Consider the following 22,471-nt stretch of genomic DNA (forward strand, 5'->3'; position numbering starts at 1 on the left):
ATGTCGATCCTGTCCTTCCTGCTGGGGGAAAAGAAGAAATCCGCATCGGTCGCCAAGGAGCGCCTGCAGATCATTCTGGCCCACGAACGTTCCGGCCATTCCGCGCCGGCCGATTATCTGCCGGCCCTGCAGCGCGAACTCGTGGCGGTGATTTCGAAATACGTGAAGATCAGCGACCAGGATCTGCGCGTGAGCCTGGAGCGCCAGGACAACCTGGAAGTGCTCGAGGTGAAAATCGAAATTCCGCAGGCCTGAGTACGCCGGATATTCCTCTAGCTATTCTCTGATCCCTTCCAAGGGATAACCCTTCCCCACGTTCGTTGGGGATATTGCACCGCAGCAACCGCCCTGCCGGGCGGTTGTGCTGCGCGCTGCCTTTCGCGCCCAATACCGCTCCCCGCCTCGAATGCACCGCTCTGGCGCGTGGTGCCTTGCACCATTTCAACAGCCCTCCGACATTCTGTAGCGGCAAACCAACGGATTTGCACCAAATGTCTCCTTCATATGCGCCAAGGCTTCGGTTTTATGTCGCAACGATCCGCCTTTTGATAAATTTTCGCGGCGTTTAGTGCAAACGTTATCCACAAAGAATGGACGCGCCGTGATCCGGGGCGATCCAGCCACAAGACAGAAAAGGAGCACCATGAAGAAATCGCTACTGACCCTCGCTCTCGGTTCGCTGTTTGCCAGCAGCGCCTTCGCGCAAACTTCGGTGACGCTGTACGGTATCGTTGACCAGAGCGTCCGCTTCCAGACGAACGCTGACGCTGGCAACCACAGCCAGACCCAGCTGACGAACGGCGCCATCACCAACAGCCGTTGGGGCCTGAAGGGCTCGGAAGCCCTGGGTAACAACCTGAAGGCTATCTTCCAGCTCGAAAACGGTTTTGATCCGGATACGGGTCGTTCGAACCAAGTCAGCAGCCAGAACCCGAGCGGCCGTCTGTTCGGTCGTCAGGCTTACGTCGGCCTGGCCGGCGACTTCGGCGCGATCAAGCTGGGTCGTCAGTACACCGAAGGCTTTAACCTGTTCGGCGACTTCGATCCGCTGACCATCGGTAACTACGACAACAACGCCTGGCCGTTCTTCCTGACGCAATTCCGCGCAGACAACGTCGTCAGCTACTCGGGTTCGTTCAGCGGCCTGAACGTGGGCGCCAGCTACGGCTTCGGTGAGCAAGCCGGCAGCCTGACCAAGGGTCAGTACGTGGGCGCGCGCGCTTCGTACGACATCGGACCGTTCGGCATCGGCGGCGTGTACCAGGAATTCCGCGACACCACTGCTGCCAAGAACAAGCAGCAAATGTGGGGCGTGGCCGGTAAGTACACGGTTGGCGCGACCAAGCTGTTCCTGGGTTACATCGGCGGCAAGGACAAGACCGGCAGCATCGACGCCGGCTTCTTCTCGCCGAGCAACACGGCCAACCCCATCCCGGCTGGCGGCAACGCACAGGCCAACCCGCGCAAGGACACGATCGGCTACATCGGCGCGACGTACCAGGCCACCCCGGCACTGGCACTGACCGGCGTGTTCTACGGCGACTTCATCGACAACAAGAACGGCATCAACGACAACAGCGGCAAGCGCTACACCGGCGTCCTGCTGGCCGAGTACTCGCTGTCGAAGCGCACGCAGGTCTATGGCACGGTTGACTTCAACAAGGTCACCGGTGGCGCCAAGACCGAACTGCCGGGCCGCAACAACCAGACTGGCGTGGCCGCAGGTATCCGCCACATCTTCTGATCGCAGCTTCGGATCAACTGATTTTGGAAAGGCACCTTCGGGTGCCTTTTTTTGTTTTGCCCTCCCCCTCCGCCGCGACACTCCTTCCTGCATCGTCCAGCAGCTCCAGCCGGTAGCCGTACGTGTAGACCGGCACCAGGCGCACGTCGTTTTCATCCCACAGGTTGAGCTTGTTCCGCACACGCGAGATGTGCGTGTCGATGGTGCGCGACATCGGCGAGAACTCGCGTCCCCAGACCGCCGTGACCATGTGCTCTCGGGGTACCACTCGGTTGGCGTTGCGGAACATCAGCAGGGCCAGTTCGAACTCCTTGGGCGTCAGCGGCACCACCGCGCCGTCGCGCGTGGCGTGGTGCGTGACGACGTCGAACGCAAAGCGCCCCCAGGCCATCTGGCTGTCGTCGCGCTGGCGCGTGTCGGGATACACCCGCCGCAGCAGCGCCTGGACGCGCGCGGACAGCTCCACGGGCCGGATCGGCTTGGCCATGTAGTCGTCGGCGCCGGCCGCCAGCGCTGCCGCGATGTCGGTCTCCGCGTCGCGTCGCGCCACGAACATCACCGGCAGGCGCGGGTCCAGGTGCGTGCGCACCCAGTTCAGCACCTCGATGCCACTTACGTGCGGCGCCTCCCAGTCCAGCAGCAGCAGGTCGAATGCCACCTTGCGCAAGGTCAGCAACATGCGTCGGCCATCGGTAAAGGTCACGCATTCATGCCCGACACCGGTCACAATCGCGCGGATCATCGCCGCCTGTGCGCTGTCGCCTTCCAGCGAAGCCACCTTCAGTCCTGTTCTCGTCATGCATCGTCGCGCCCGGTACGGGTGCGGGTAGTCAGTCCGACCACCATTAGATGCGGAGATGCGCACAAACCCTATAAGACGATGCTCATTTTTGTGTCCGCCACAAATGTTTACTTCGTCCGCAACAGGTGGCGCCCTACCATGGGCCACACCGTACCTTTGGGTATGACAGGAAGGAACCGAACGTGAAGATCGCCGCGCTTGAAGATAATCCGGCCCGCATCATGGTGCTGGAGCGCGCCCTGAAACAGGGCGGGCACCGCCTTGCACGCTTTTGCGGCGGGCAGCCGCTGGTCGACGCCATCCATCGCGAGCCGTTTGACATGCTGCTGCTGGACCGTGACGTGGCCGACACGAATGCCGAGGAATTGCTGGAGTGGGTCCGACGCACGCTCGGACACGGCCTGCCCGTGATGATGTTTGGCGCCAGCGACGCGGAGTCAGATGTAGCGCGCTGCCTGATGGCCGGCGCCGATGCCTACGTGCCGCAGCCGGTGCGCGACGGCGAACTGCTCGCACGCATCGAGGCGCTGGCCCGGCGGGCTGCCGCGCAGGCCATGCGGCCGGCGAGTGCCCAGACCGCGGTGCTGAACAACGGCCCGGATCAGCTCGTTTGCGGCGAATACCGTTTCTCGGTGACCGAGCGTCAGGTGTGGGTGAAGGGCAAGAATGTCACGCTGTCGCCCAAGGAATACGCGCTGGCGCTGCTGCTGTTCCGCAATCTCGGCACGCTGGTCACGCGGCGCGCGATGATCGACAAGGTCTGGGAGAGCATCGACATGGCCGAGCAGTCGCGCACCATCGACAGCCACCTGTCCCGCATCCGGAACAAGCTCGCGCTGTGGCCGTTCAACGGCGTGATGCTGCGCACGGTCTACCGGCTGGGCAGCCGGCTGGACGTGGCCTGACGCCGGCCCCTGCCCCGGCGTCGACCCGTGGTTGTCAGTCGGCCTTGATGCCGGCTTCCTTGACGATGCGGGCGTTTTCCTGCGATTCGGCGTGGATGGCCTTGGCGAACTGGGCCGCCGAGCCGCCCGTGGGCACTTCACCGCCGCGCAACAGGCGGTCGCGCACGTCAGGCTCGGCCAGCGCCTTGTTCAGTTCGGCGTTTAGCTTTTCGACGATGGCCGCCGGCGTCTTGCCCGGCGCGAAGATGCCGAACGTCGAGGTCAGGTTGGCCTTGGCATAGCCGAGTTCGTCGAACGTCGGCACGTTGGGCAGGCTGTCGAGCCGCTTCGGCGCACCCACCGCGATGGCGCGCAGCCGGCCGGCCTGCATGTGCTGGGTCAGCATGGGGCTGGCGTTGGTGCTCATCACCTCGAACTGGCCGCCCAGCGCGTCGTTCATTTGCTGGCCCGCACCCTTGTAGGGAATCAGCGTGATATCGGCCTTCGACTTCGAGCGGATCTGCTCCAGCATCACGTGGCCGACCGTACCCAATCCCGACGTAGCCCAGCGCACCGAGCCAGGCTTGGCCTTGGACTGCGCGATCAGGTCCTGGAACGTCTTCCCGGCAAAGCTCGGCGTGGCCACCACCAGCACCGGGGAATACATGACGCTCATGACCGGCGCCACGTCGCGCTGGGGGTCGTAGTTGACGTGGCCCACGTGCGGATTCAGCGTGAGCGGGCTGGTCGACGCGAAGCCGAGCGTGTAGCCATCGGGCGCGGCCTTGGCCACGGCATCGATACCGATGCTGCCGCCGGCGCCGGCCTTGTTTTCCACCACGACCGACGTGCCCATCTGCACCGACAGCTTTTCACCGAGCGCACGCGCCACGGCATCGCTGATGCCGCCGGTCGGATAGGCCACGATCATGCGGATCGGCCGGCTCGGATAGCTGTCGGCGGCAAGGGCCGGCGCGGCGGCGGTGACGGTCAGGCTGACGGCAAGGCAGGCGGCATGCAGCGGCTGGAGGCGGAAAACGGCCATGGTCGGGGCTTTGGATGGGGGAAATACGTGGGATATCTGGAAACCGGGCGGCACGCGTCGGTGGCGTCCGGCCGAGGCGCTATCTTAGCCGATCGATCCGTGCACCCAGTCCGTGCGGGCGGCTATCGCACCAGCGGATGCTCGGGCACCCACGACACGAACAGCTCGTTGGCGCGGTCATAGAGGCGCCACGTCGTGCCGCACTCGCGGCAGGTGAACGACATCATGCTGAACGGCACGCCGGCCGCGCTCTGGCTGACCAGCGGCGCGGTATTGCGCAGCGCCAGGCACGGATGCGGCTCGCGGCGGCGCGAATCGTCGGCCAGGGCAAGGCAATGGGGACAGGCGGGGCGGGCTGGCATGGCTGGCGTTGCGGGGGTCGGGGGTACGGCGGACTTCATGACCGAGATGATGCCGCAAAACCAATGCCAGGGTATCGAATCGCTGTGCGGGGGGCTGGGCAGGCCCCGCCGCTGTCGCGCCCTCTCCACGCTGCCGCGCGAGAGGGCGTGAGCCGGAGGCTCGGGAGGCGTCAGGCCGCCTTGGCGCGTGCCCGCAGATCGGGCAGGAACACCGCCAGCAGGCCCAGCAGCGGCAGATAGGCGCAGAACTGGTAGACCGACTCGATGCCATGGGAATCGGCCAGGCTGCCCAGCACGGCCGCACCAATACCGCCCATGCCGAACGCAAACCCGAAGAACAGGCCGGACACCATGCCCACCTTGCCCGGAATCAGTTCCTGGGCGAACACCAGGATGGCCGAGAACGCCGATGCCAGGATAAAGCCGATGATCACCGTCAGCACGGCCGTCCAGAACAGGTTGGCGTGCGGCAGCATCAGCGTGAACGGCGCCACGCCCAGGATCGACGCCCAGATCACGCGCTTGCGCCCGATGCGGTCACCAATCGGGCCGCCCAGGATGGTGCCCGCGGCCACCGCGAACAGGAACAGGAACAGGTAGATCTGCGACGTCTGGCGCGGCAGGCCGAACTTCTCCATCAGGTAGAACGTGTAATACGTGTTCAGGCTGGCCATGTAGAAGTACTTCGAGAAGATCAGCAGCAGCAGCACCGTCATGGCGCGCACCACGGTCGACGTCGGCAGCTTGGCCACCGCACCGGCGGCAGCCTTCTTCTTGGCCGCGCGCTCCGCGAGGTGACGGCCGTACCAGCCGCCGATCTGCCACAGCACCGCGATGGCCAGCACCGCAGCCAGCGAGAACCACGCCACGCTGCCTTGCGAATGGACGATCCACGCGGCCAGCAGCGGCCCCATGGCGCTGCCGCCATTGCCGCCCACCTGGAAGATCGACTGCGCCAGGCCGTGCTGGCCACCCGACGCCAGCCGCGCCACGCGCGACGACTCCGGATGGAAGATCGACGATCCGGTACCCACCAGCGCGGCAGCCACCAGCAGCACGCCATAGGTGGGCGCCACCGACAGCAGCAGCAGGCCGCACAGCGTGAAGCCCATGCCGATGGCCAGCGAATGGGGCTTCGGATGCTTGTCCGTGTACAGGCCGACGATGGGCTGCAGTAGCGACGCCGTGATCTGGTAGGTCAGCGTCAGCAGGCCGATCTGCGTGAAGCTCAGGTTGAAGCCGCCCTTGAGCATCGGGTAGATGGCAAGGATCAGCGACTGGATCATGTCGTTGAGGAAGTGCGCGAAACTGATCGCGTACAACACGCGGAAGCGCGTGCCTTCCTGGCGATGCACCGCGGCGGCGGTGGTGTTGGCGGTTGTGCTCATGGTCGGGGGCGCATTGGCCGGTTCTCGTCTACGGAATTTCCCGCCGCCGCCTTCGATGGCAGTTTTTTTGGGCATGGCGGTCAGGAGTGGGTCATCCTAATTGGCAAATCCCCGCCTGTCCTGCGAGAATGAGGCCGCAACTTTGGAGAAAAGGACATGCCGGGTGCAAAGCGAACGCTCGGGCGCGGCAAACCGCCCCAGCCGCAGATCGCATGGGTCGACCGCGACACACCGGGCAGCCGTCCCCTGCCCCCCGACGCGCCGCGCGACCCCGCCATGGACAGTCGCGCCGATACATACTCCGAGAACCCCGCCTACCTGCGCTTCGACCGCAGCCCGATGCCGGTCACGGCCATGGCCGCCGACTACGTGCCGGGCCATGTCACCAAGCCGCACCAGCACCCGCATGCGCAGCTGGTCCATGCGATGCATGGCGTGATGGTGGTGTCGACGGCCGAGGGCCAATGGACCGTGCCGCCCACGCGCGGCATGTGGATGCCGGGCGGCACCACGCACTGGATCCGCATGGTTGGCCGCGTGCAGATGCGCACCGCCTACATTCGCCCCGACGCCGCGCCCGACCTGCCCACGCAATGTACCGTGCTGGGCATCTCGCCATTGCTGCGCGAGCTGATCCTGGCGGCCATCGATGTGCCGCCGCTCTACGAACCCGATTCGCGCGACGGCCGGCTGATGCGGCTGCTGCTGGACGAGGTGAAGCTGGTGCCCACCCTGCCGCTGCACCTGCCGCGCCCTTCGGACACGGACCTGCGCAAGATCTGCGACGAGATCGTCGGCATGCCGGATACGGACCTGACACTGGCGGATTGGGGGTCGCGGCTGGGCGTGGATCCGAAGACGATCCAGCGCCGCTTTGCACGGGAAACCGGCATGACCTTTGGCCAGTGGCGCCAGCAGGCGCGGCTGCTGGCCGCGCTGGAGCGCCTGGCGGCCGGCGACAAGGTGGTGGATGTGGCGCTGGACATGGGCTACGAAAGCCCGAGCGCGTTCGCGACGATGTTCCGGCGGCAGTTTGGCGTGCCGCCGAGCGCCTTCTTCAAGTGACCCGCCCTGCCCCGACGACGGTTTTTATTCCCCTGCCGGGTCGGCCAGGTAGCGTTCCACCAGGCGCGTCCAGTACGCGGCGCCCACGGTCAGGTTGTCGTCGTTGAAGTCGTAGCCGGCGTTGTGCAGCAGCGGCTGGTTGGCGCCGTTGCCCATCCGCACAAAGCAGCCCGGGCGCTGCTGCAGGAAGTACGCAAAGTCCTCGCTGCCCGCGATGCGGTGGAAATTGCCGATCGCGCGTTCCGGGCCCACCAGTTCCTCGGCCACCTGTTGGGCGAATTCCGTTTCGGCCTCGCTGTTCACCAGCACCGGATAGCCGCGCACGTAGTCGATATCGGCCTTGGCGCCATACCCTTCGGCATGCAACGTCACCAGTTGGCGGATGCGCGCCTCCATCGACGCCCTCACCTCGGCGCTGAACGACCGCACGCTGATTTCCATGCGCGCGCTGTCCGGAATCACGTTGGGCGCGTGGCCCGCGTGCAGCGTTCCGATGGTGACCACCGCGGTCTCGTTCGGATCGACGTTGCGCGCCACCACCGACTGCAGCGCCATGACCAGGCTGCCGGCCACCAGGATCGGATCGATCGACTGGTGCGGCCGTGCCGCGTGGCCACCCTTGCCGCGAATGGTGATGGTCACCGTGTCGCACGCGGCCATGAACGGGCCGGCGCGGAACATGAACGTCCCTGCCTCTACACCCGGATGGTTGTGCAGGCCGAAGATGGCATCACACGGAAAGCGTTCGAACAGGCCATCGGCCAGCATCCGCTCTGCGCCGCCGCCGGAGCCGATTTCCTCGGCCGGCTGGAAGATCAGGTGGACCGTGCCATTGAAGTGGCGCGTGCGCGCCAGCTGGCGTGCGGCGCCCAGCAGGATCGTGGTGTGGCCGTCGTGCCCGCAAGCGTGCATCTTGCCTTCGTGCACGCTGGCATAGGGCAAGCCGGAGCGCTCGTGGATGGGCAGCGCGTCCATGTCGGCACGAATGCCGACACTGCGCTTGCCGCTACCCGAGTGCAACGTGGCCACCACGCCGGTGCCGCCCACGCCGCGCGTCACGGCATAGCCCCACCCTTCGAGCTTGCTGGCGACAAGTTCGGCGGTGCGGACTTCGTTGAAGGCGAGTTCGGGGTGCTGGTGGATATTGCGCCGGATGTTCTGCAGTTCGTCACGCGAGTCGAGCGTGTCGTGAACCGTGCAGTAGGAGCGCGTGGGGGCGTCTTTGGCGAGACTGACCGAGACGGTCTTTAATATCGACTCAATTTCGGGGGCGTGTTCAGACATGGCATTGCTCTTATTTGGCAGACATCATGTAGAAACAGTATTTCATGCACCGCCAAGAGGTAAAACCCTGAATGCCGATTTCGTGCGAAAGCGCCCCATATCGCAGTAAAACCGTTGCCCTAATCGTACGCTTTGTTTGAAAACGCGACGCTTTGCAAGACGATGTTTCAGCGGGGAACCTCGGCACGCCACCTGAGCGCCCCGCATTTTTCACATCGCAGAATCTAGCGTTCGCCGTAGGCCACGACTTTCTGGCTTTGCTCGCCGAGCCCTTCGATGCCCAGGCGCATGACATCGCCGGCCTTCAGATAGCGCGGCGGCTTGAACCCCATGCCCACGCCGGGCGGCGTGCCCGTGGCGATCAGGTCGCCGGGTTCCAGCGTCATGAAGCGGCTCACGTAGCTGACGACGGTGGCCACGTCGAACACCATGGTGGCCGTGCTGCCCTTCTGCATGCGGTCGCCATTGACGTCCAGCCACATGCCCAGCTTCTGGGCGTCGGGCACCTCGTCGCGCGTGACCAGCCACGGGCCCACCGGGCAGAACGTGTCGCAGCCCTTGCCCTTGTCCCACGTACCGCCACGCTCAAGCTGGAATTCGCGCTCGGACACGTCATTCACCACGCAGTAACCGGCCACGTGTTCCAGCGCCTGGGCCTTCGACACATTGCGCGCGGTGGTGCCGATGACCACGCCCAGTTCCACTTCCCAGTCAGACTTCTGCGACTCGAACGGCAGCATCACGGCGTCATCGGGGCCGTTCAGCGACGTATTGGCCTTCAGGAATACGATGGGCTCGGCCGGCAGCGGCATGCCCGCTTCGGCCGCGTGGTCGGCGTAGTTCAGGCCAATGGCGATGATCTTGCCGATGCCGGTCCAGGGCACGCCATGGCGCTGCCCGTCCACCACGGGCAACGTGGCAGGGTCGATCGATGCCAGCTTTGCCAGCGCCGCCGGCGCCAGTTGCTCGGGGCCGAGGTTGCCGATCACGCCGGACAGGTCGCGTACGCGGCCATCGCGGTCTACCAAGCCCGGGCGCTCGGCTCCGGGATTTCCTACGCGCACTAGCTTCATCTCGTCTCCTCTTGGGGGGTTATGTCAGCTTCGCGAGCATATCGCAAGCACGCCGCCCGCGTGCACCGGGAGCGGGCGTCGGCGCGATTGGCGTTGTCAGCGCAACACCTGCGTGGGCACGCGGTAGTGGCTGGCGTCCAGCAGGTCCAGCCCGCAGTGCAACTGCTCGACCCAGTCGATGAACCGCGCCACCATCTGGCGTCCCCGGAACGACGGCCCGTGCTGCGGCACGATCCAGTCGATGTCCAGCGTCCGCGCCATGGCCGCCCACAGGCGGCACGCCCGGTTGCCGCTCATGTAGCGGTGATGGAAGGCCAGCATGCGCGTGGTATGGGCGTCGAAGTCGGTCACCTCGGTGCCGGCTTCTTCGGATGACGTCATCGACGCGCCCAGGTCGCCCGAGAACAGGATCTTGCTGACGGGGTCGTAGAACTGGAAATTGCCCTCAGAGTGCAGGAAGTGAGCCGGCACCGCCAGTACCGATGACTGGCCCAGCGGCACCACCATCCCGGCATCGGGAATCGGCACGATGCGCCCGGCCGTCTTGCCCACCTGGCAGAAATGCGGCAGGAAGCGGGCCCAGACCTCGGAAATCAACACGCGGCTTTCCGACGAGGTCAGCCAGCGCCCGACCGACGCCACGATGTCTGGGTCGGCGTGCGACGCCAGCACGTAGTCGAGCTGCTTGGGCGGGAAATAGCGGCTGATGGTCATATACAGCTCGCTGTAGGTCATCTGGCCGCCCGGATCGATCAGCGTCGCGTGGCCGTGGTCGACCACCAGGAACTGGTTGCTCTGTACGGCCTCCCCCTGCGAATCGTCCACCAGATCCGTGAACGCCAGGCAGACGTGTCCATCGGATTCGTAAAGCACCTTGCTCATGACACTCCTCTCGCGCTTATGGTTATTTTTAAGCGGCGAAAGTACGCAGGTGCGCGCGGCTTTCAGTTGATATGCATCAACAGATCTTTAAAGCGCCCGGAGAAGGCGCTTGCCGGATACGCGTGGAACGAAAGGCCGCGCGGGTCAGCGCGTGGACAGCAGTTCCTCGATCCTGGACACCAGTTGCTTGTCGTCGGGCTTGACCATGCTGTTGTAGCTGCCCACGACCTGGCCCTTGCGATCGATCAGATACTTGTAGAAGTTCCACTTCGGCGCGGTGCCGGTTTCCTTGGTCAGCATCACGTACATCGGATTGGCTTCGCCGCCGCGCACATGGGACTTGCCGAGCATCGGGAACTTGACGCCGTAGGTGTTGTAGCAGAAGTCGGAAATTTCCTTCGACGAACCGGGTTCCTGCGAGAAGTCGTTCGACGGGAAGCCCAGCACCACCAGGCCACGCTCACGGTACTTGGCGTATAGCGCTTCCAGGCCCTCGTACTGCGGCGTGAATCCGCAATAGCTGGCCGTATTGACCACCAGCACCACCTTGCCCGCGTACTGGCAGAGGTTCTGCGGCGATTCGTCCTGCAGGCGCGGGAAGCGGAAGTTCAGCGCGGCGGGGCAATTGCCGGCCGGTTGCGCCGACACGGTGGCGGCCTTTTCGGCGGCACGCGCCGGCTGGGGCAGCAGGGAGGCCGCCGCGGCGGCGGCCAGGGCGCTAGTCAGGGCGACTCGCAGGAAATTCCGGCGCATCCGATCCGCGTTCACTGCAGTTGCCAGGGTGCGTTGGCGAGACATGGGTTCAGGCTCCTGATTCCGACGGTTAGCTGCAAGGTTGGCTGAAAAGCTAGTGACAAAGTCTACGCTTTCCGCCGCAAGGCGTCATGACGCGGGGCCGCACGCGGCGGCCCCGGGCACTTACTCCATATGGATCTTGGCCGCGTGTTCGGTCACGCTGCTACGCAGCTCCAGGTCCGGCATCCGGCGCACGATGACCAGTGCCAGCACGGCCGCCACGGCGCCTGCCGCGAAGATCAGGTGGAAACCGGACTCCACGCCGCTGGCCAGGATCTGGCGCACGGCCGGCGACAGGTGCGCCATCGCCTCGCTGCCATGGCGCAGCGACCCGAGGTCCAGCGCCTGCGTCACGCCCGAGCGGACCAGGGCATCGCGGAACTCCATGGCCAGCAGCGTGCCGGCCAGCGCGCCGCCCAGTGCGCTACCCAGCGAACGGATCACCAGCAGGGCGCCGGTGCCGGCGCCCATGTCGCGGCGCTCCAGCGCGTTCTGCACCGTGATCAGCGTGCCGACCATCGCCATGCCCAGGCCGATACCGGCAATCGTCATCGCCACCAGCACCAGCGCGATGGGCACGGCGGCCGTCAGCGTGGCCAGCGACACCAGGCCCACGGCGGCGGCCACATAGCCGCCGGTCAGGATCTCGCGCATGCGACCAAGCCGGGGCGCCAGCCAGGCCACGATGAAGTTGCCCGCCACCGTGGACAGCAGGAACGGCACCACCAGCAGGCCAGACAACGACGCATCAGCATCGCGCACGAGCTGGAAATGCAGGGGCAGGGCGAAGATGCACAGGAAGATATTGAGCGCGGCCAGCGCCGACGCGCCCACGCCCATCACATAGGTGCGATTACCAAACAGGCGCGGCGGCAGCATCGGATCGGCCGCGCGCCGTTCCTGCCAGGCCAGCAGCGCCACGGACACCAGCGTCAGCAGCAGCAGGCCGCCCATTTCCAGCGAAATCCAGTCGAATGCCTCGCCGGCCCAGCTCATCGCCAGCAGAAAGGCGACGATGGCCACCGCCAGCAGGCAGGCGCCCAGCCAGTCCACGCGCGGCTTGCCGCCGCGCGGACGCAGGTGGGCCAGACCGCGATAACACATGGCCATGGCCAGCAGCCCGAGCGGCACGTTGATCCAGAACAGCCAGCGCCACGACATGTGGTCGGACACCCAGCCACCCACCAGCGGCCCGGCAATCGACGACACCGCCCATACCGTGGCCAGATAACCCTGGTAGCGCCCGCGCTGGCGCGGTGCCACCACGTCGGCGATGGCCGCCTGCGCCAGCGACATCAGCCCGCCGCCGCCCACCCCCTGCAACGCGCGGAACAGGATCAGCTGCGTCAGCGACTGCGCCAGCGCGCACGCCACCGAGGCGGCAATGAACAGCGAGATGGCCAGCATCAGCAGGCGCCGCCGCCCGAAACTGTCCGACAGCTTGCCGTACAGCGGCGTGGTCACCGTCGACACGATCAGGTAGGCGGTGACGATCCACGACAGGTGGCCAAAACCGTTCAGGTCATTGGCAATGGCTGGCACGGCCGGGATGACCACGGTCTGGTCGAGCGCGGCCAGCAGGATGCACAGCACGATGCCCCCGATCACCCGCATGATCGCGGCATGGTCGTGAGCAACAGGTATGGCAGAGTCGAGCGAAGCGGATTGGGAAGGCGAGGGCGATGACATGCGGGCGGAACTGGGCGTGTAGCGGCGGGGATACAAGAAATCGGCCGCGTGACGTGGACGCGGCCTAATTCAGCAATCGCATAATTATATGCATGCTTAGCATTTGGCGCTGCGTTGCATCACGACGCTGTGCAGGGGGAAATTGCCCGCCGGGAGACGTCCCGGGCACGTCCGCTCGACGTGCCCGGGGCAGATGGAGGAAGGGAAATGCCTGAGGCGGCGCGGGGTTGGCTAGCGAGAGCCGCCCGTGATGTAGTGTTCGAGCTGCTCGATCGTGAAGCGCTGCTCGCTGATGATGTCGTTGACCAGGTCACCGATCGACAGCATGCCGAGCAGGGTGTCGCCGTCCAGCACCGGCAGGTGGCGCAGGCGGTGCCGCGTCATCAGCGCCATGCAGTCGTCGGTGGTCTGCTCCGACCGCACGTAGATCACGGCGGTGGTCATGATCTCCTTGACGAGCGTCTCGCGCGACGTACGTTGCATCAGGATCACCTTGCGCGCGTAATCCCGCTCGCTGAGGATGCCGACAATATTGTCGTGTTCCATCACCAGCAGCGCGCCAATGCCCTTGTCCGCCATCAGTTGCAGCGCGGTGTACACCGTCGCCGTGGGCGGGATGCTGAAGATGGCATTGCGTGCCTTGCTTTCCAGAACTTGCCGTGCGGTTTTCATTGTCACCGACTCCTTGTTGCTGTTTTGGAAACAGTCGCAGTCCAGACGCTTTCGATGTGCGATGCCGCGCGAGCCGCACGCCCCCCGGGGTCTGGCCACGTTCATTCAGATTAGCAAAGGATGGCGCCGGCTTACAGGGTGACTTCCACGAATCTTGTGTGAAATCTTTGCATGGCCGCATGGCAGCCTGCGGTGCCGCTCAGCCCGGCGATGCATCCGGCGCCAGCCTGACCGCGCGCGGCCTGCGCATCCACCGGCGGCCGAGCCGCGCGATGTCGGGAGGCGGATCCACATCGGGCGACGCATGAAACAGAATGGTCTGGCGCAATTTCGGACACCGGCTGGCGACAAAGGCGATGTCATCGGCAAATCCCATGTCGAGCATCCTGTCGGCGCCCTCGAAGATGACCGTGTTGATTGCGCGCAGGTCCAGGCTCGACGCCTCGATATGGTCGAGCAGCCGGCCCGGTGTGCCCACAACGATATGCGCGCCGTGAATCAGGCTATCGATCTGTGGCCGGATCGGCATGCCGGAGCAGAGCAGCGCCACCTTGACCTGTCCAGCAAACCGCACCAGCCGCCGTACGCGCCGCGCCACCACCTCGGCACGGTCACGCGTGGGGCACATCACCAGCGCCTGGACGTCGAAGCGTTGAGGATCGAGCCGGTGGAGCAGGGCGATCGACAGCATCGTGGCACTGCCGCCGTGCCGCACCTGCACCATCATGTCGTGGCCAGCCAGGGCCAGGGGCAGGGCGGCCGCCTGCAAGGGCGTCATCATCACATGACCCGACTGCGCCAGCGCATCGAGCCACATCGGCTCCAGCGGCAACGCCGAAAAGGGTTCGCGCCGTGGCGTCGTCGATAGGGACGGGGACGGGCTGGGCTCGGGGCTGATGCTCATGGCATCACGCGGCAGCACGGGTAGTGGTTTTCCTGGCGGACTTCTTTGCGGGCGCCTTGGGGGTGGTTGGCTTTGGGGTGGCTGTCTTGGTCGCGACTGACTTCGCGGCGGCGGTCTTGGCAGCCGCCTTCTTCACCGGCACCTCTTCGGTCGGCGCCCATCCCAGTCGATGCAGTAACGCCCCGGCGGCGGCCGGCGCGCGTTCCTTGGCGCCGTTGATGAAGAACAGATAGACCTCTTTAGGCGCGAGCTTGGCACCGGGCTTGTCTTCCACCTTCGGCAAATCGCCAGGCGCCTTGCCGCCCGCCCAGGTCGACACGCGGCCGGCCCATTCGTCCAGATCCTTGGCCGCATAGCCGGTGGCGACCTTTTCCTGCGCATTCAGCAGCCGCGCGTAGACAAAGTCGGCGGTCAGGTCGGCGAACGATGGAAACTTGGGCGAATCGGTGAATACCGTCGCCGCCTTGTACTTGCGCGCGAGCTTCAGGTATTCGTCGCACATGAAACTGTCGTGACGCACTTCGAGCACATGGCGCAACTTCACGCCCTCGACCGAATCCGGCAGCAAGTCCAGAAACGCCTCGAAATCGTCAGGCACGAACTGCTTGGTCGGCGCGAATTGCCAGACCAGCGGCCCGAGCTTGTCGCCAAGCTCCGCGATGCCGCTATCGATAAACCGGTGAATGGAATCGGCACCCTCGGCGAGAATGCGCCGGTTCGTGGCAAAGCGCGACGCCTTGACCGAAAACACGAACCCGTCGGGCGTGGCATCGCGCCAGTTGGCAAATGACGTGCGCTTCTGCGTGCCGTGATACGTGCTGTTGATCTCGATCGCGGTCAGGTGGCGGCTCGCATATTCCAGCTCGCGCGCCTGCGGCAGCCCGGCCGGGTAGAAATTGTCGCGCCACGGCGCAAAATTCCAGCCGCCAATGCCAATGTGGACGTTGCCCGCCGACTTGCTCTGCTTGCGCACTGCCATGGCTCCGATCTCCGCGAGAGACGATGGCAGAAGTCTAGCCGGATTTGATGCACGGGTCTGTCAGCAGGCTTGCAGCATTTCAGATATCTGATTCCGCTGCGTGATGCTTGCAAGACGCGAAGCACCGGCCGCGCCGTCCCTCCAGGAGCCCGCTTACTTCCCTTCACCCGGCGCCGGATACTTGCGCGCGTTCATCTCCATCTTCGCCCGCACCGCCGCATCAAGGTCCACCCCGAGCGCCGTCACCAACTGCGTCAGGTAGATCGTGATATCGGCCAGTTCCTGCTCCACATGCGCCCGCTCATCGGTCGCCATCACACCGCGCGACTGCTCCTCGGTCTGCCACTGAAAAATCTCCACGAGCTCGGCCACCTCCACACTGAGCGCCATCGCAAGATTCTTCGGGCTGTGATACTTGCCCCAACCACGCTCCTCGCCAAAGGCCAGGGCGGCTTGCTGGAGGTTTTTCAGGTCGATGAGGGGGGTGGGCATGGGGTTGGTGGCTAGGTCGGATGAGGGAGGGATTGTCGCATTGGTTGGGGAGTGTTCTCCTCGACTGAGAAGCCGGGAAAACAAAAAGCCACCCGAAGGTGGCTTTTTGTTTTCAGCGTGGTCGGCAACCCTCAAACATCAATATTCCGGGCCACCAGCGCATTGCTCTCGATGAAGTGCCTACGCGGTTCCACTTCGTCGCCCATCAGCGTGGTGAAGATCTGGTCGGCGGCGATGGCGTCTTCGATCTGTACCCTCAGCAGGCGGCGTTGCGTCACGTCGAGCGTGGTTTCGAACAGCTGGCCGGGGTTCATTTCGCCCAGGCCCTTGTAGCGCTGGCGTGAAACGCCGCGTTCGGCTTCGGTCAGCAGCCATTGCATGGCCTGGTGGAAGTCCGCCACGGTTTGCTCGCGCATCTTTTCGCCTTCGCCGCGCTTGACCTTGGTGCCGTCCGGGATCAGGCCCTGGAACGTCGTGGCCGCGCGGGCCAGTGCTGCGTAGTCGGCGCCGTGGACAAAGTCTGCGTCCAGGTGCGACAGGCGCACGTTGCCGTGGTGGCGGCGCGCGATCATCAGGCGGTGCTTGTCGGTCTTCTCGTCGAACTGTGCGTAGACGTCGGCCGTACCGTCGTCGTTCACCGCGGCGCCGATCAGCGTCTTGGTGTGCATTTCGGCGAGCTTGGCCTTCAGGGCCACAGCCGATGCTTCGGCGGCGGCTGCGCTGTCCAGGTCCAGCACCACGCCGTCGGCGATGGCGCGCAGAGCCTCGGCATCGACGATGCGCGACAGGCGGCCGATCACGCCTTCGGTCAGCTGGTACTGGCGGGCCAGTTCGCCCAGCGCGTCGCCGGCGATCTCGCTGCCATCCGGACGCACCAGGCCGGCCTTTTCCATCGCCAGCTTCAGCATGTAGGCGTTCAGCTCGGTGTCGTCCTTGATGTAGCGCTCCTCCTTGCCGTGCTTGATCTTGTACAGCGGCGGCTGCGCGATGTAGACGTAGCCGCGCTCGATGATGTCCGGCATCTGGCGGTAGAAGAACGTCAGCAGCAGCGTGCGGATGTGCGAGCCGTCCACGTCAGCATCGGTCATGATGATGATGCGGTGGTAGCGCAGCTTTTCCAGGTTGTAGTCGTCCTTGCCGATGCCCGTGCCCAGCGCGGTGATCAGCGTCAGCACTTCCTGGCTCGACAGCATCTTGTCGAAGCGCGCGCGCTCCACGTTCAGGATCTTGCCCTTGAGCGGCAGGATTGCCTGGAACTTGCGGTCGCGGCCCTGCTTGGCCGAGCCGCCTGCGGAGTCACCCTCCACCAGGAACAGTTCGGACTGCGCGGGATCCTTCTCCTGGCAGTCTGCCAGCTTGCCGGGCAGGCCCATGCCATCCATCACACCCTTTCGGCGCGTCATTTCGCGAGCACGGCGCGCGGCTTCGCGTGCGCGGGCAGCGTCGACGATCTTGCCGCAGATGATCTTGGCGTCGTTCGGCGTTTCCAGCAGGAAGTCGGTCAGCGCCTTGCCGACCAGTTCTTCCACGGGCAGGCGCACTTCGGACGAGACGAGCTTGTCCTTGGTCTGCGAGCTGAACTTCGGCTCGGGCACCTTCACCGACAGCACGCAGGCCAGGCCTTCGCGCATGTCGTCGCCGCTGGTTTCGATTTTCGCCTTCTTGGCGATCTCGTTTTCTTCGATGTACTTGTTGATGACGCGCGTCATCGCCGCACGCAGGCCGGTCAGGTGGGTACCGCCGTCGCGCTGCGGAATGTTGTTCGTGAAGCAGAGCACCTGCTCGTTGTAGCCATCGTTCCACTGCATGGCCACTTCCACGGTGATGCCTTCCTTCTCGGCGTTCGCGTAGAAGATGGTCGGATGCAGCGTGGTCTTCGAGCGGTTGATGTACTCGACAAAACCCTTCACGCCGCCTGCGAACGCGAAATCTTCTTCCTTGCCCGTGCGCTGGTCCACCAGCTTGATGTGCACGCCATTGTTCAGGAACGACAGTTCGCGGATGCGCTTGGACAGCACCTCGTAGTGGAACTCGACGTTCGTGAAAATTTCCTCGTCGGCCAGGAAGTGCACTTCGGTGCCGCGCTTGTCGGTGGCGCCAATGATCTTCATCGGCGAGACTTCCACGGGTTGGCCGTCCGGGCCGGTCACCGTTTCGACGATGCGGTTCTGCACTTCGCCCTTGGCGAATTCGATCAGGTTGACCTGGCCATCGCGGCGCACGGTCAGGCGCAGCCACTTCGACAGTGCGTTCACGCACGACACGCCCACGCCGTGCAGGCCGCCCGACACCTTGTAGCTGTTCTGGTTGAACTTGCCGCCGGCGTGCAGTTCGGTCATGGCGATTTCCGCCGCGCTGCGCTTCGGTTCGTGCTTGTCGTCGAACTTCACCGCCGGCGGAATGCCGCGGCCGTTGTCGACGATCGAGATCGAGTTGTCGCTATGGATCGTGACCAGGATCTCGGTGCAATATCCCGCCAGCGCTTCGTCGATCGAGTTGTCGAGCACCTCGAACACCAAGTGGTGCAGGCCGGTACCGTCGGACGTATCGCCGATATACATGCCGGGACGCTTTCGCACCGCTTCCAGGCCTTCCAGGATCTGGATCGAAGAGGCGCCGTAAGTGTTTTCCTGCTGCGGATTCTGCTGATCGGTCATGTTTTCCTACTCACGATACTCACGGCAAAAGCGAAGAACGCCGGGCCCGCGCCAATGGTCGGCGGGTGCGGCAAATCCGCAATTGCGGGTTACTTAAAAACGGCAAAAGGGGCGGATCGCCTGGATCCGGCCCCTGCTGCGGTGTGCGTCCGATTGTGTATGGATGGCGACTTGGTGCTTGCCATCAAATGCGCATCGGCATCACGACGTACTTGAAGTTGTCGTCTTCCGGCACGGTAATCAGCGCACTCGAATTGGAGTCGCCGAGACTGACCTGCACCTGCTCGCTCTTCAGGTTGGCGAGTACGTCGAGCAGATAGGTCACGTTAAATCCGATATCGAGCGCGTCGCCCGAATAATCGAGTTCCAGCTCTTCCTGCGCCTCTTCCTGATCGGCGTTGGTCGAGCTGATCTTCAGCACGTGCGTGTCCAGGATGCAACGCACACCCTTGAACTTGTCGGTGGTCAGGATCGCGGTACGCTGCAGCGCCTGCTGCAGCTGCACGCGGTCGATCGCGAACGCATTCTTGTAGCCCTTGGGAATCACGCGCTGGAAGTCCGGGAACTTGCCTTCCACCAGCTTGCTGATCAGTTCCACGTTGGCAAACGTGAACTTGATCTGGTTGGCGGCCAGCTGCACCTGCACGGGATCGTCGGTGTCTTCCAGCAGGCGCTGCAGTTCCAGGATGGTCTTGCGCGGGATGATCACTTCCTGACGCGAACCCACGCCAGCCGCTTCGGTCTCCAGCTCCACGCCGCAATACGCCAGGCGGTGACCGTCGGTGGCCACGGCCATGACCTTCTTTCCGTCCACCACCAGCAGCATGCCGTTCAGGTAGTAGCGGATGTCCTGCTGCGCCATCGCGAAGTGCACCATCGCCAGCAGATGCTTGAACGTCTTCTGCGGCAGGCTCACGCTGGCGTTGAACTCGGCGGCCTCTGCAACCGTCGGGAATTCCTCGGCGGCCAGCGTCTGCAGCGCAAAGCGGCTCTTGCCCGATTGCACGGTCATGCGCTTGTCGTTCAGCGACAGCGCCACGTCGCCATCGGGCATCGCACGCAGGATGTCCAGCAGCTTGCGCGCGGCCACGGTGGTGGCCACGTCGTCGCTGCCGACGCCGCATTCGGCATGCGTGGTGATCTGGATCTCGATGTCGGTCGAGAGGAAGGATACGTTCGAGCCGGACTTGCGAATCAGCAGGTTGGCCAGGATCGGGAGGGTGTGGCGGCGCTCCACGATGCCGCTCACGATTTGCAGCGGACGCAGCAGATTGTCTCGCGAGGTTTTGACCAATTGCATTGAATTTATCCTTCGTCGTTTGTCGTCGGCGACCGCGGAATCGGGTAAAACCCAGATATCCAAATTTACTTTGGAAATCAACGAGTTAATGCCGGATTGTACCAAGGATAAGCCGCTGCGGTGAAGCGGGGCGAATCCGGCGGGGCGCCCGGCTGTGCACAAAATGCCACGCCCGTCGCGTCAACTCCCGCCAATTCGTCCCGACTCACCGCAAAGCCTTATCTGAGGCCGGTTTCCCGCGATGCAACCGTTGCTTGTAGCGCCCGTTTGCCGCCGGACGCGCACCCAGTAGTATGCCAGCCCGGCAAGGCCGCCCTTCAAAACCGGCCGATCAGCCCTTGAGCGTCTGTTCCAGCACGTGCAGCTCGTGGTTGAGCTGCGCATCCTTGCCACGCTCGTCGGCGATCTTGCGCACGGCGTGCAGCACCGTGGTGTGGTCGCGTCCGCCGAACAGCTCGCCGATTTCCGGCAGGCTCTTCTGCGTCAGTTCCTTGGCCAGGTACATCGCGATCTGGCGCGGCCGGGCAATGTTGGCGGGCCGCTTCTTCGAATACATGTCCGCGACCTTGATGTTGTAGAAGTCGGCACACGTCTTCTGGATGTTCTCGACCGAGATCTGGCGGTTCTGCACGGTCAGCAGGTCCTTGAGCGCTTCGCGCGTGACCTCGATCGTGATGTCCTTGCCGTGGAAGTTCGAGAACGCCAAGATCTTGCGCAGCGCGCCTTCCAGCTCGCGCACGTTCGAACGCAGGTGCTTGGCCACGAAGAACGCCACTTCCTCCGGCACGCTCACGTTTTCGGCGGCGGCCTTCTTCATCAGGATGGCCACGCGCATTTCCAGCTCGGGCGGCTCGATCGCCACCGTCAGGCCGGAGTCGAAGCGCGAGATCAGCCGGTCGTCGATACCGGTGATTTCCTTCGGATACGTATCGCTGGTGATGATCACCTGCGCTCGGTTGGCGATCAGCGCCTCGAACGCATAGAAGAACTCTTCCTGCGTACGGTTCTTGCCCGAGAAGAACTGGATGTCATCGATCAGCAGCAGGTCCAGCGAATGGTAGTAGCGCTTGAATTCGTCGAACGCCTTTCGCTGGTAAGCCTTCACCACATCGGACACGTACTGCTCGGCGTGGATATAGCGGATGCGCGCGCGCGGGTTCTCCATCAGCATGAAGTTGCCGATGGCGTGAATCAGGTGGGTCTTGCCCAGGCCCACGCCGCCGTAGAGGTACAGCGGGTTGTACGACTTGCCCGGGTTGTTGGCCACCTGGATGGCAGCGGCGCGCGCCAGCTGGTTGGCCTTGCCGGTCACGAAGTTGTCGAACGTCAGGATCGGGTTCAGCCGCGAGCGCTCGTGCACCGTGTCGTTCGGCTGCGCGCCGGCCGCGGCCGGTTGCTGCGACGGCACACGGTACGAGCGGGCGCTGGCTTCAGACGCGTCCATCTGGGCCACGTCGATATCGCCCATGTCCTGCGCGTGCGAGCCACCCTGGAGCGGATGCCCGGTGGGCGCGGCGCCGCGATGCGGCATGGCGCCGGGCGCCGACGGGTAGGGCATCTGGCCGGCGGGCGCGCCGTAGCCGGGCTGACCGCCACCCTGGCCGGCATTCCCCTGGCCACCGTATTCGTGATATCCGCCCGCCTGGGGCGCTTGCGAAGGGCGCACGGGCGCGTGATCGAACGACTGGCCCGGCATGCCGCCGGGTACGCCAGCCGGTGCGCCAGGATAGGCCGCGCCACCCGGACCCATTGCTGCGGGCGCCATGCCATTGTCATGGCCCTGCTGCTGCATGGCCTGCTGTGTATAAGTGGCCGCGCGGCCCGATGCCGCAGGGTCCAGGACGAAGTGAACGCTGACCTGCGTTTCCCAGTATTCGCACGCAAGCGCGGTAATCCGCCCCGAAAACTGGCTCTTGACCCAGTCGAGCTTGAAGCGGTTCGGCGCGGCAATCCGCAGCGCATGCGCTTCCTCGTCGAAGGCGACGGGCGCCAACGGCTTGATCCAGGTTTTGAATTGTTGGGGCGTCAGTTCGCGCTCGAGTTGCGCGGCTGCTGCCTGCCAGAAATCTTGCATGTGTTCTTCTAAGTGATCGCGCCATCGCATCAATGGCACGTCACGGGTGACGTAACGCCTTGCAGTCACCGGGCCCCTGCATGCCTTGTGCGCCATCTTCGCAGCGACAAGGCAATACACCGTCCTCGAATGCAATGCTTCGTGACGGTGTTTCCAATGGGGTATACCTCGCGCCCCTCGCCAGCTTTTGCTGACGTGCATCGCGGTATACCGAAGGCAGGCAGTCCCGGGTTGTGCGTGCGCCACGCGGCCCGTGTAGTGTTTGGACCCGGATTGTACCCCCCGGCCCAAGTTATCCACAAAGGATAACCCTGTGGACAAGTTGTGAAAATTCAGTGGATTTGTGTGCACAACTCGCGCGGAAGGCGCGCGCCACAAGG

General features: G+C 64.4%; 20 protein-coding genes. 4 read left to right on the plus strand and 16 right to left on the minus strand.

The window, feature by feature from the left end; translation table 11 throughout:
• The gene (gene minE, locus MFF62_RS16880) at positions 1–255 is read left to right on the plus strand and encodes a cell division topological specificity factor MinE (protein ID WP_008645119.1); all 255 of its coding nucleotides are present in this window, start codon (positions 1–3) and stop codon (positions 253–255) included.
• A 388-nt stretch (positions 256–643) separates the two neighbouring features.
• Positions 644–1,744 (plus strand): porin, encoded by a 1,101-nt coding sequence (locus MFF62_RS16885; RefSeq protein ID WP_238264266.1) that lies wholly within the window; start codon positions 644–646, stop codon positions 1,742–1,744.
• Positions 1,745–1,757: 13 nt separating this feature from the next.
• On the opposite strand, the gene MFF62_RS16890 is transcribed toward MFF62_RS16885, so the two are convergent.
• On the minus strand, positions 1,758–2,543 hold the full coding sequence (locus MFF62_RS16890; protein ID WP_238264267.1) for a response regulator transcription factor: 786 nt from the start codon (positions 2,541–2,543) through the stop codon (positions 1,758–1,760).
• A gap of 185 nt (positions 2,544–2,728) precedes the next feature.
• Between MFF62_RS16890 and MFF62_RS16895 the strand changes: the two genes are divergently transcribed.
• Positions 2,729–3,451 (plus strand): response regulator transcription factor, encoded by a 723-nt coding sequence (locus MFF62_RS16895; protein ID WP_238264268.1) that lies wholly within the window; start codon positions 2,729–2,731, stop codon positions 3,449–3,451.
• Positions 3,452–3,485: 34 nt separating this feature from the next.
• On the opposite strand, the gene MFF62_RS16900 is transcribed toward MFF62_RS16895, so the two are convergent.
• The 3 genes from MFF62_RS16900 to MFF62_RS16910 all read right to left on the minus strand — a co-directional run bounded on the left by MFF62_RS16900 (position 3,486) and on the right by MFF62_RS16910 (position 6,225).
• A complete protein-coding gene (locus MFF62_RS16900; protein WP_238264269.1) occupies positions 3,486–4,475 on the minus strand; it encodes a Bug family tripartite tricarboxylate transporter substrate binding protein in 990 nt (329 codons plus the stop codon).
• Between the two features lie 122 nt (positions 4,476–4,597).
• Positions 4,598–4,876 carry a hypothetical protein gene (locus MFF62_RS16905; RefSeq protein ID WP_238264270.1) on the minus strand — a complete coding sequence of 93 codons (279 nt, stop codon included), beginning with the start codon at positions 4,874–4,876 and terminating at the stop codon, positions 4,598–4,600.
• A 131-nt stretch (positions 4,877–5,007) separates the two neighbouring features.
• On the minus strand, positions 5,008–6,225 hold the full coding sequence (locus tag MFF62_RS16910) for an MFS transporter (protein WP_238264271.1): 1,218 nt from the start codon (positions 6,223–6,225) through the stop codon (positions 5,008–5,010).
• A gap of 246 nt (positions 6,226–6,471) precedes the next feature.
• Between MFF62_RS16910 and MFF62_RS16915 the strand changes: the two genes are divergently transcribed.
• Positions 6,472–7,290, plus strand: coding sequence for an AraC family transcriptional regulator (locus MFF62_RS16915; protein ID WP_404990778.1), 819 nt, complete (start codon positions 6,472–6,474; stop codon positions 7,288–7,290).
• A gap of 24 nt (positions 7,291–7,314) precedes the next feature.
• Here the strand turns inward: MFF62_RS16915 and MFF62_RS16920 are convergent, their stop codons facing one another.
• From MFF62_RS16920 to dnaA, 12 genes are all read right to left on the minus strand, one after another.
• Positions 7,315–8,574, minus strand: a complete 1,260-nt coding sequence (locus MFF62_RS16920) for a M20 aminoacylase family protein (protein WP_238264272.1) — start codon at positions 8,572–8,574, stop codon at positions 7,315–7,317.
• Between the two features lie 224 nt (positions 8,575–8,798).
• A complete protein-coding gene (locus tag MFF62_RS16925; protein ID WP_238264273.1) occupies positions 8,799–9,647 on the minus strand; it encodes a fumarylacetoacetate hydrolase family protein in 849 nt (282 codons plus the stop codon).
• 96 nt (positions 9,648–9,743) lie between these two features.
• The gene (locus MFF62_RS16930; protein WP_238264274.1) at positions 9,744–10,529 is read right to left on the minus strand and encodes an oxygen-binding di-iron domain-containing protein; all 786 of its coding nucleotides are present in this window, start codon (positions 10,527–10,529) and stop codon (positions 9,744–9,746) included.
• 144 nt (positions 10,530–10,673) lie between these two features.
• A complete protein-coding gene (locus MFF62_RS16935) occupies positions 10,674–11,327 on the minus strand; it encodes a glutathione peroxidase (protein WP_404990771.1) in 654 nt (217 codons plus the stop codon).
• 120 nt (positions 11,328–11,447) lie between these two features.
• A complete protein-coding gene (locus MFF62_RS16940; RefSeq protein WP_238264275.1) occupies positions 11,448–12,938 on the minus strand; it encodes an MDR family MFS transporter in 1,491 nt (496 codons plus the stop codon).
• Between the two features lie 306 nt (positions 12,939–13,244).
• Entirely contained in the window at positions 13,245–13,685 is a 441-nt protein-coding gene (locus MFF62_RS16945; RefSeq protein ID WP_238264276.1) for a CBS domain-containing protein, read from the minus strand.
• A gap of 199 nt (positions 13,686–13,884) precedes the next feature.
• The gene (locus MFF62_RS16950; protein ID WP_238264277.1) at positions 13,885–14,589 is read right to left on the minus strand and encodes a DEAD/DEAH box helicase; all 705 of its coding nucleotides are present in this window, start codon (positions 14,587–14,589) and stop codon (positions 13,885–13,887) included.
• A gap of 4 nt (positions 14,590–14,593) precedes the next feature.
• A complete protein-coding gene (locus tag MFF62_RS16955; protein WP_238264278.1) occupies positions 14,594–15,568 on the minus strand; it encodes a DUF72 domain-containing protein in 975 nt (324 codons plus the stop codon).
• A 153-nt stretch (positions 15,569–15,721) separates the two neighbouring features.
• On the minus strand, positions 15,722–16,060 hold the full coding sequence (locus MFF62_RS16960; RefSeq protein ID WP_238264279.1) for a nucleotide pyrophosphohydrolase: 339 nt from the start codon (positions 16,058–16,060) through the stop codon (positions 15,722–15,724).
• A 131-nt stretch (positions 16,061–16,191) separates the two neighbouring features.
• Positions 16,192–18,717, minus strand: a complete 2,526-nt coding sequence (gene gyrB, locus MFF62_RS16965) for a DNA topoisomerase (ATP-hydrolyzing) subunit B (protein WP_238264280.1) — start codon at positions 18,715–18,717, stop codon at positions 16,192–16,194.
• A 184-nt stretch (positions 18,718–18,901) separates the two neighbouring features.
• Positions 18,902–20,017, minus strand: a complete 1,116-nt coding sequence (dnaN, locus tag MFF62_RS16970) for a DNA polymerase III subunit beta (protein WP_238264281.1) — start codon at positions 20,015–20,017, stop codon at positions 18,902–18,904.
• A gap of 331 nt (positions 20,018–20,348) precedes the next feature.
• Positions 20,349–22,091 (minus strand): chromosomal replication initiator protein DnaA, encoded by a 1,743-nt coding sequence (dnaA, locus tag MFF62_RS16975; RefSeq protein WP_238264282.1) that lies wholly within the window; start codon positions 22,089–22,091, stop codon positions 20,349–20,351.
• Positions 22,092–22,471 lie beyond the last annotated feature (380 nt).

Source organism: Cupriavidus pauculus (assembly GCF_022179805.1).
In the GTDB taxonomy this organism is placed as follows: domain Bacteria; phylum Pseudomonadota; class Gammaproteobacteria; order Burkholderiales; family Burkholderiaceae; genus Cupriavidus; species Cupriavidus pauculus_E.

Bases quoted from the DNA above. Each gene is read 5' to 3' on its own strand.
- minE (WP_008645119.1), top strand. From the start codon at position 1: ATGTCGATCCTGTCCTTCCTGCTGGGGGAAAAGAAGAAATCCGCATCG.
- MFF62_RS16885 (WP_238264266.1), top strand. From the start codon at position 644: ATGAAGAAATCGCTACTGACCCTCGCTCTCGGTTCGCTGTTTGCCAGC.
- MFF62_RS16890 (WP_238264267.1), bottom strand. From the start codon at position 2,543: ATGACGAGAACAGGACTGAAGGTGGCTTCGCTGGAAGGCGACAGCGCA.
- MFF62_RS16900 (WP_238264269.1), bottom strand. From the start codon at position 4,475: ATGGCCGTTTTCCGCCTCCAGCCGCTGCATGCCGCCTGCCTTGCCGTC.
- MFF62_RS16905 (WP_238264270.1), bottom strand. From the start codon at position 4,876: ATGAAGTCCGCCGTACCCCCGACCCCCGCAACGCCAGCCATGCCAGCC.
- MFF62_RS16910 (WP_238264271.1), bottom strand. From the start codon at position 6,225: ATGAGCACAACCGCCAACACCACCGCCGCCGCGGTGCATCGCCAGGAA.
- MFF62_RS16920 (WP_238264272.1), bottom strand. From the start codon at position 8,574: ATGTCTGAACACGCCCCCGAAATTGAGTCGATATTAAAGACCGTCTCG.
- MFF62_RS16925 (WP_238264273.1), bottom strand. From the start codon at position 9,647: ATGAAGCTAGTGCGCGTAGGAAATCCCGGAGCCGAGCGCCCGGGCTTG.
- MFF62_RS16930 (WP_238264274.1), bottom strand. From the start codon at position 10,529: ATGAGCAAGGTGCTTTACGAATCCGATGGACACGTCTGCCTGGCGTTC.
- MFF62_RS16935 (WP_404990771.1), bottom strand. From the start codon at position 11,327: ATGTCTCGCCAACGCACCCTGGCAACTGCAGTGAACGCGGATCGGATG.
- MFF62_RS16940 (WP_238264275.1), bottom strand. From the start codon at position 12,938: ATGCGGGTGATCGGGGGCATCGTGCTGTGCATCCTGCTGGCCGCGCTC.
- MFF62_RS16945 (WP_238264276.1), bottom strand. From the start codon at position 13,685: ATGAAAACCGCACGGCAAGTTCTGGAAAGCAAGGCACGCAATGCCATC.
- MFF62_RS16950 (WP_238264277.1), bottom strand. From the start codon at position 14,589: ATGAGCATCAGCCCCGAGCCCAGCCCGTCCCCGTCCCTATCGACGACG.
- MFF62_RS16955 (WP_238264278.1), bottom strand. From the start codon at position 15,568: ATGGCAGTGCGCAAGCAGAGCAAGTCGGCGGGCAACGTCCACATTGGC.
- MFF62_RS16960 (WP_238264279.1), bottom strand. From the start codon at position 16,060: ATGCCCACCCCCCTCATCGACCTGAAAAACCTCCAGCAAGCCGCCCTG.
- gyrB (WP_238264280.1), bottom strand. From the start codon at position 18,717: ATGACCGATCAGCAGAATCCGCAGCAGGAAAACACTTACGGCGCCTCT.
- dnaN (WP_238264281.1), bottom strand. From the start codon at position 20,017: ATGCAATTGGTCAAAACCTCGCGAGACAATCTGCTGCGTCCGCTGCAA.
- dnaA (WP_238264282.1), bottom strand. From the start codon at position 22,091: ATGCAAGATTTCTGGCAGGCAGCAGCCGCGCAACTCGAGCGCGAACTG.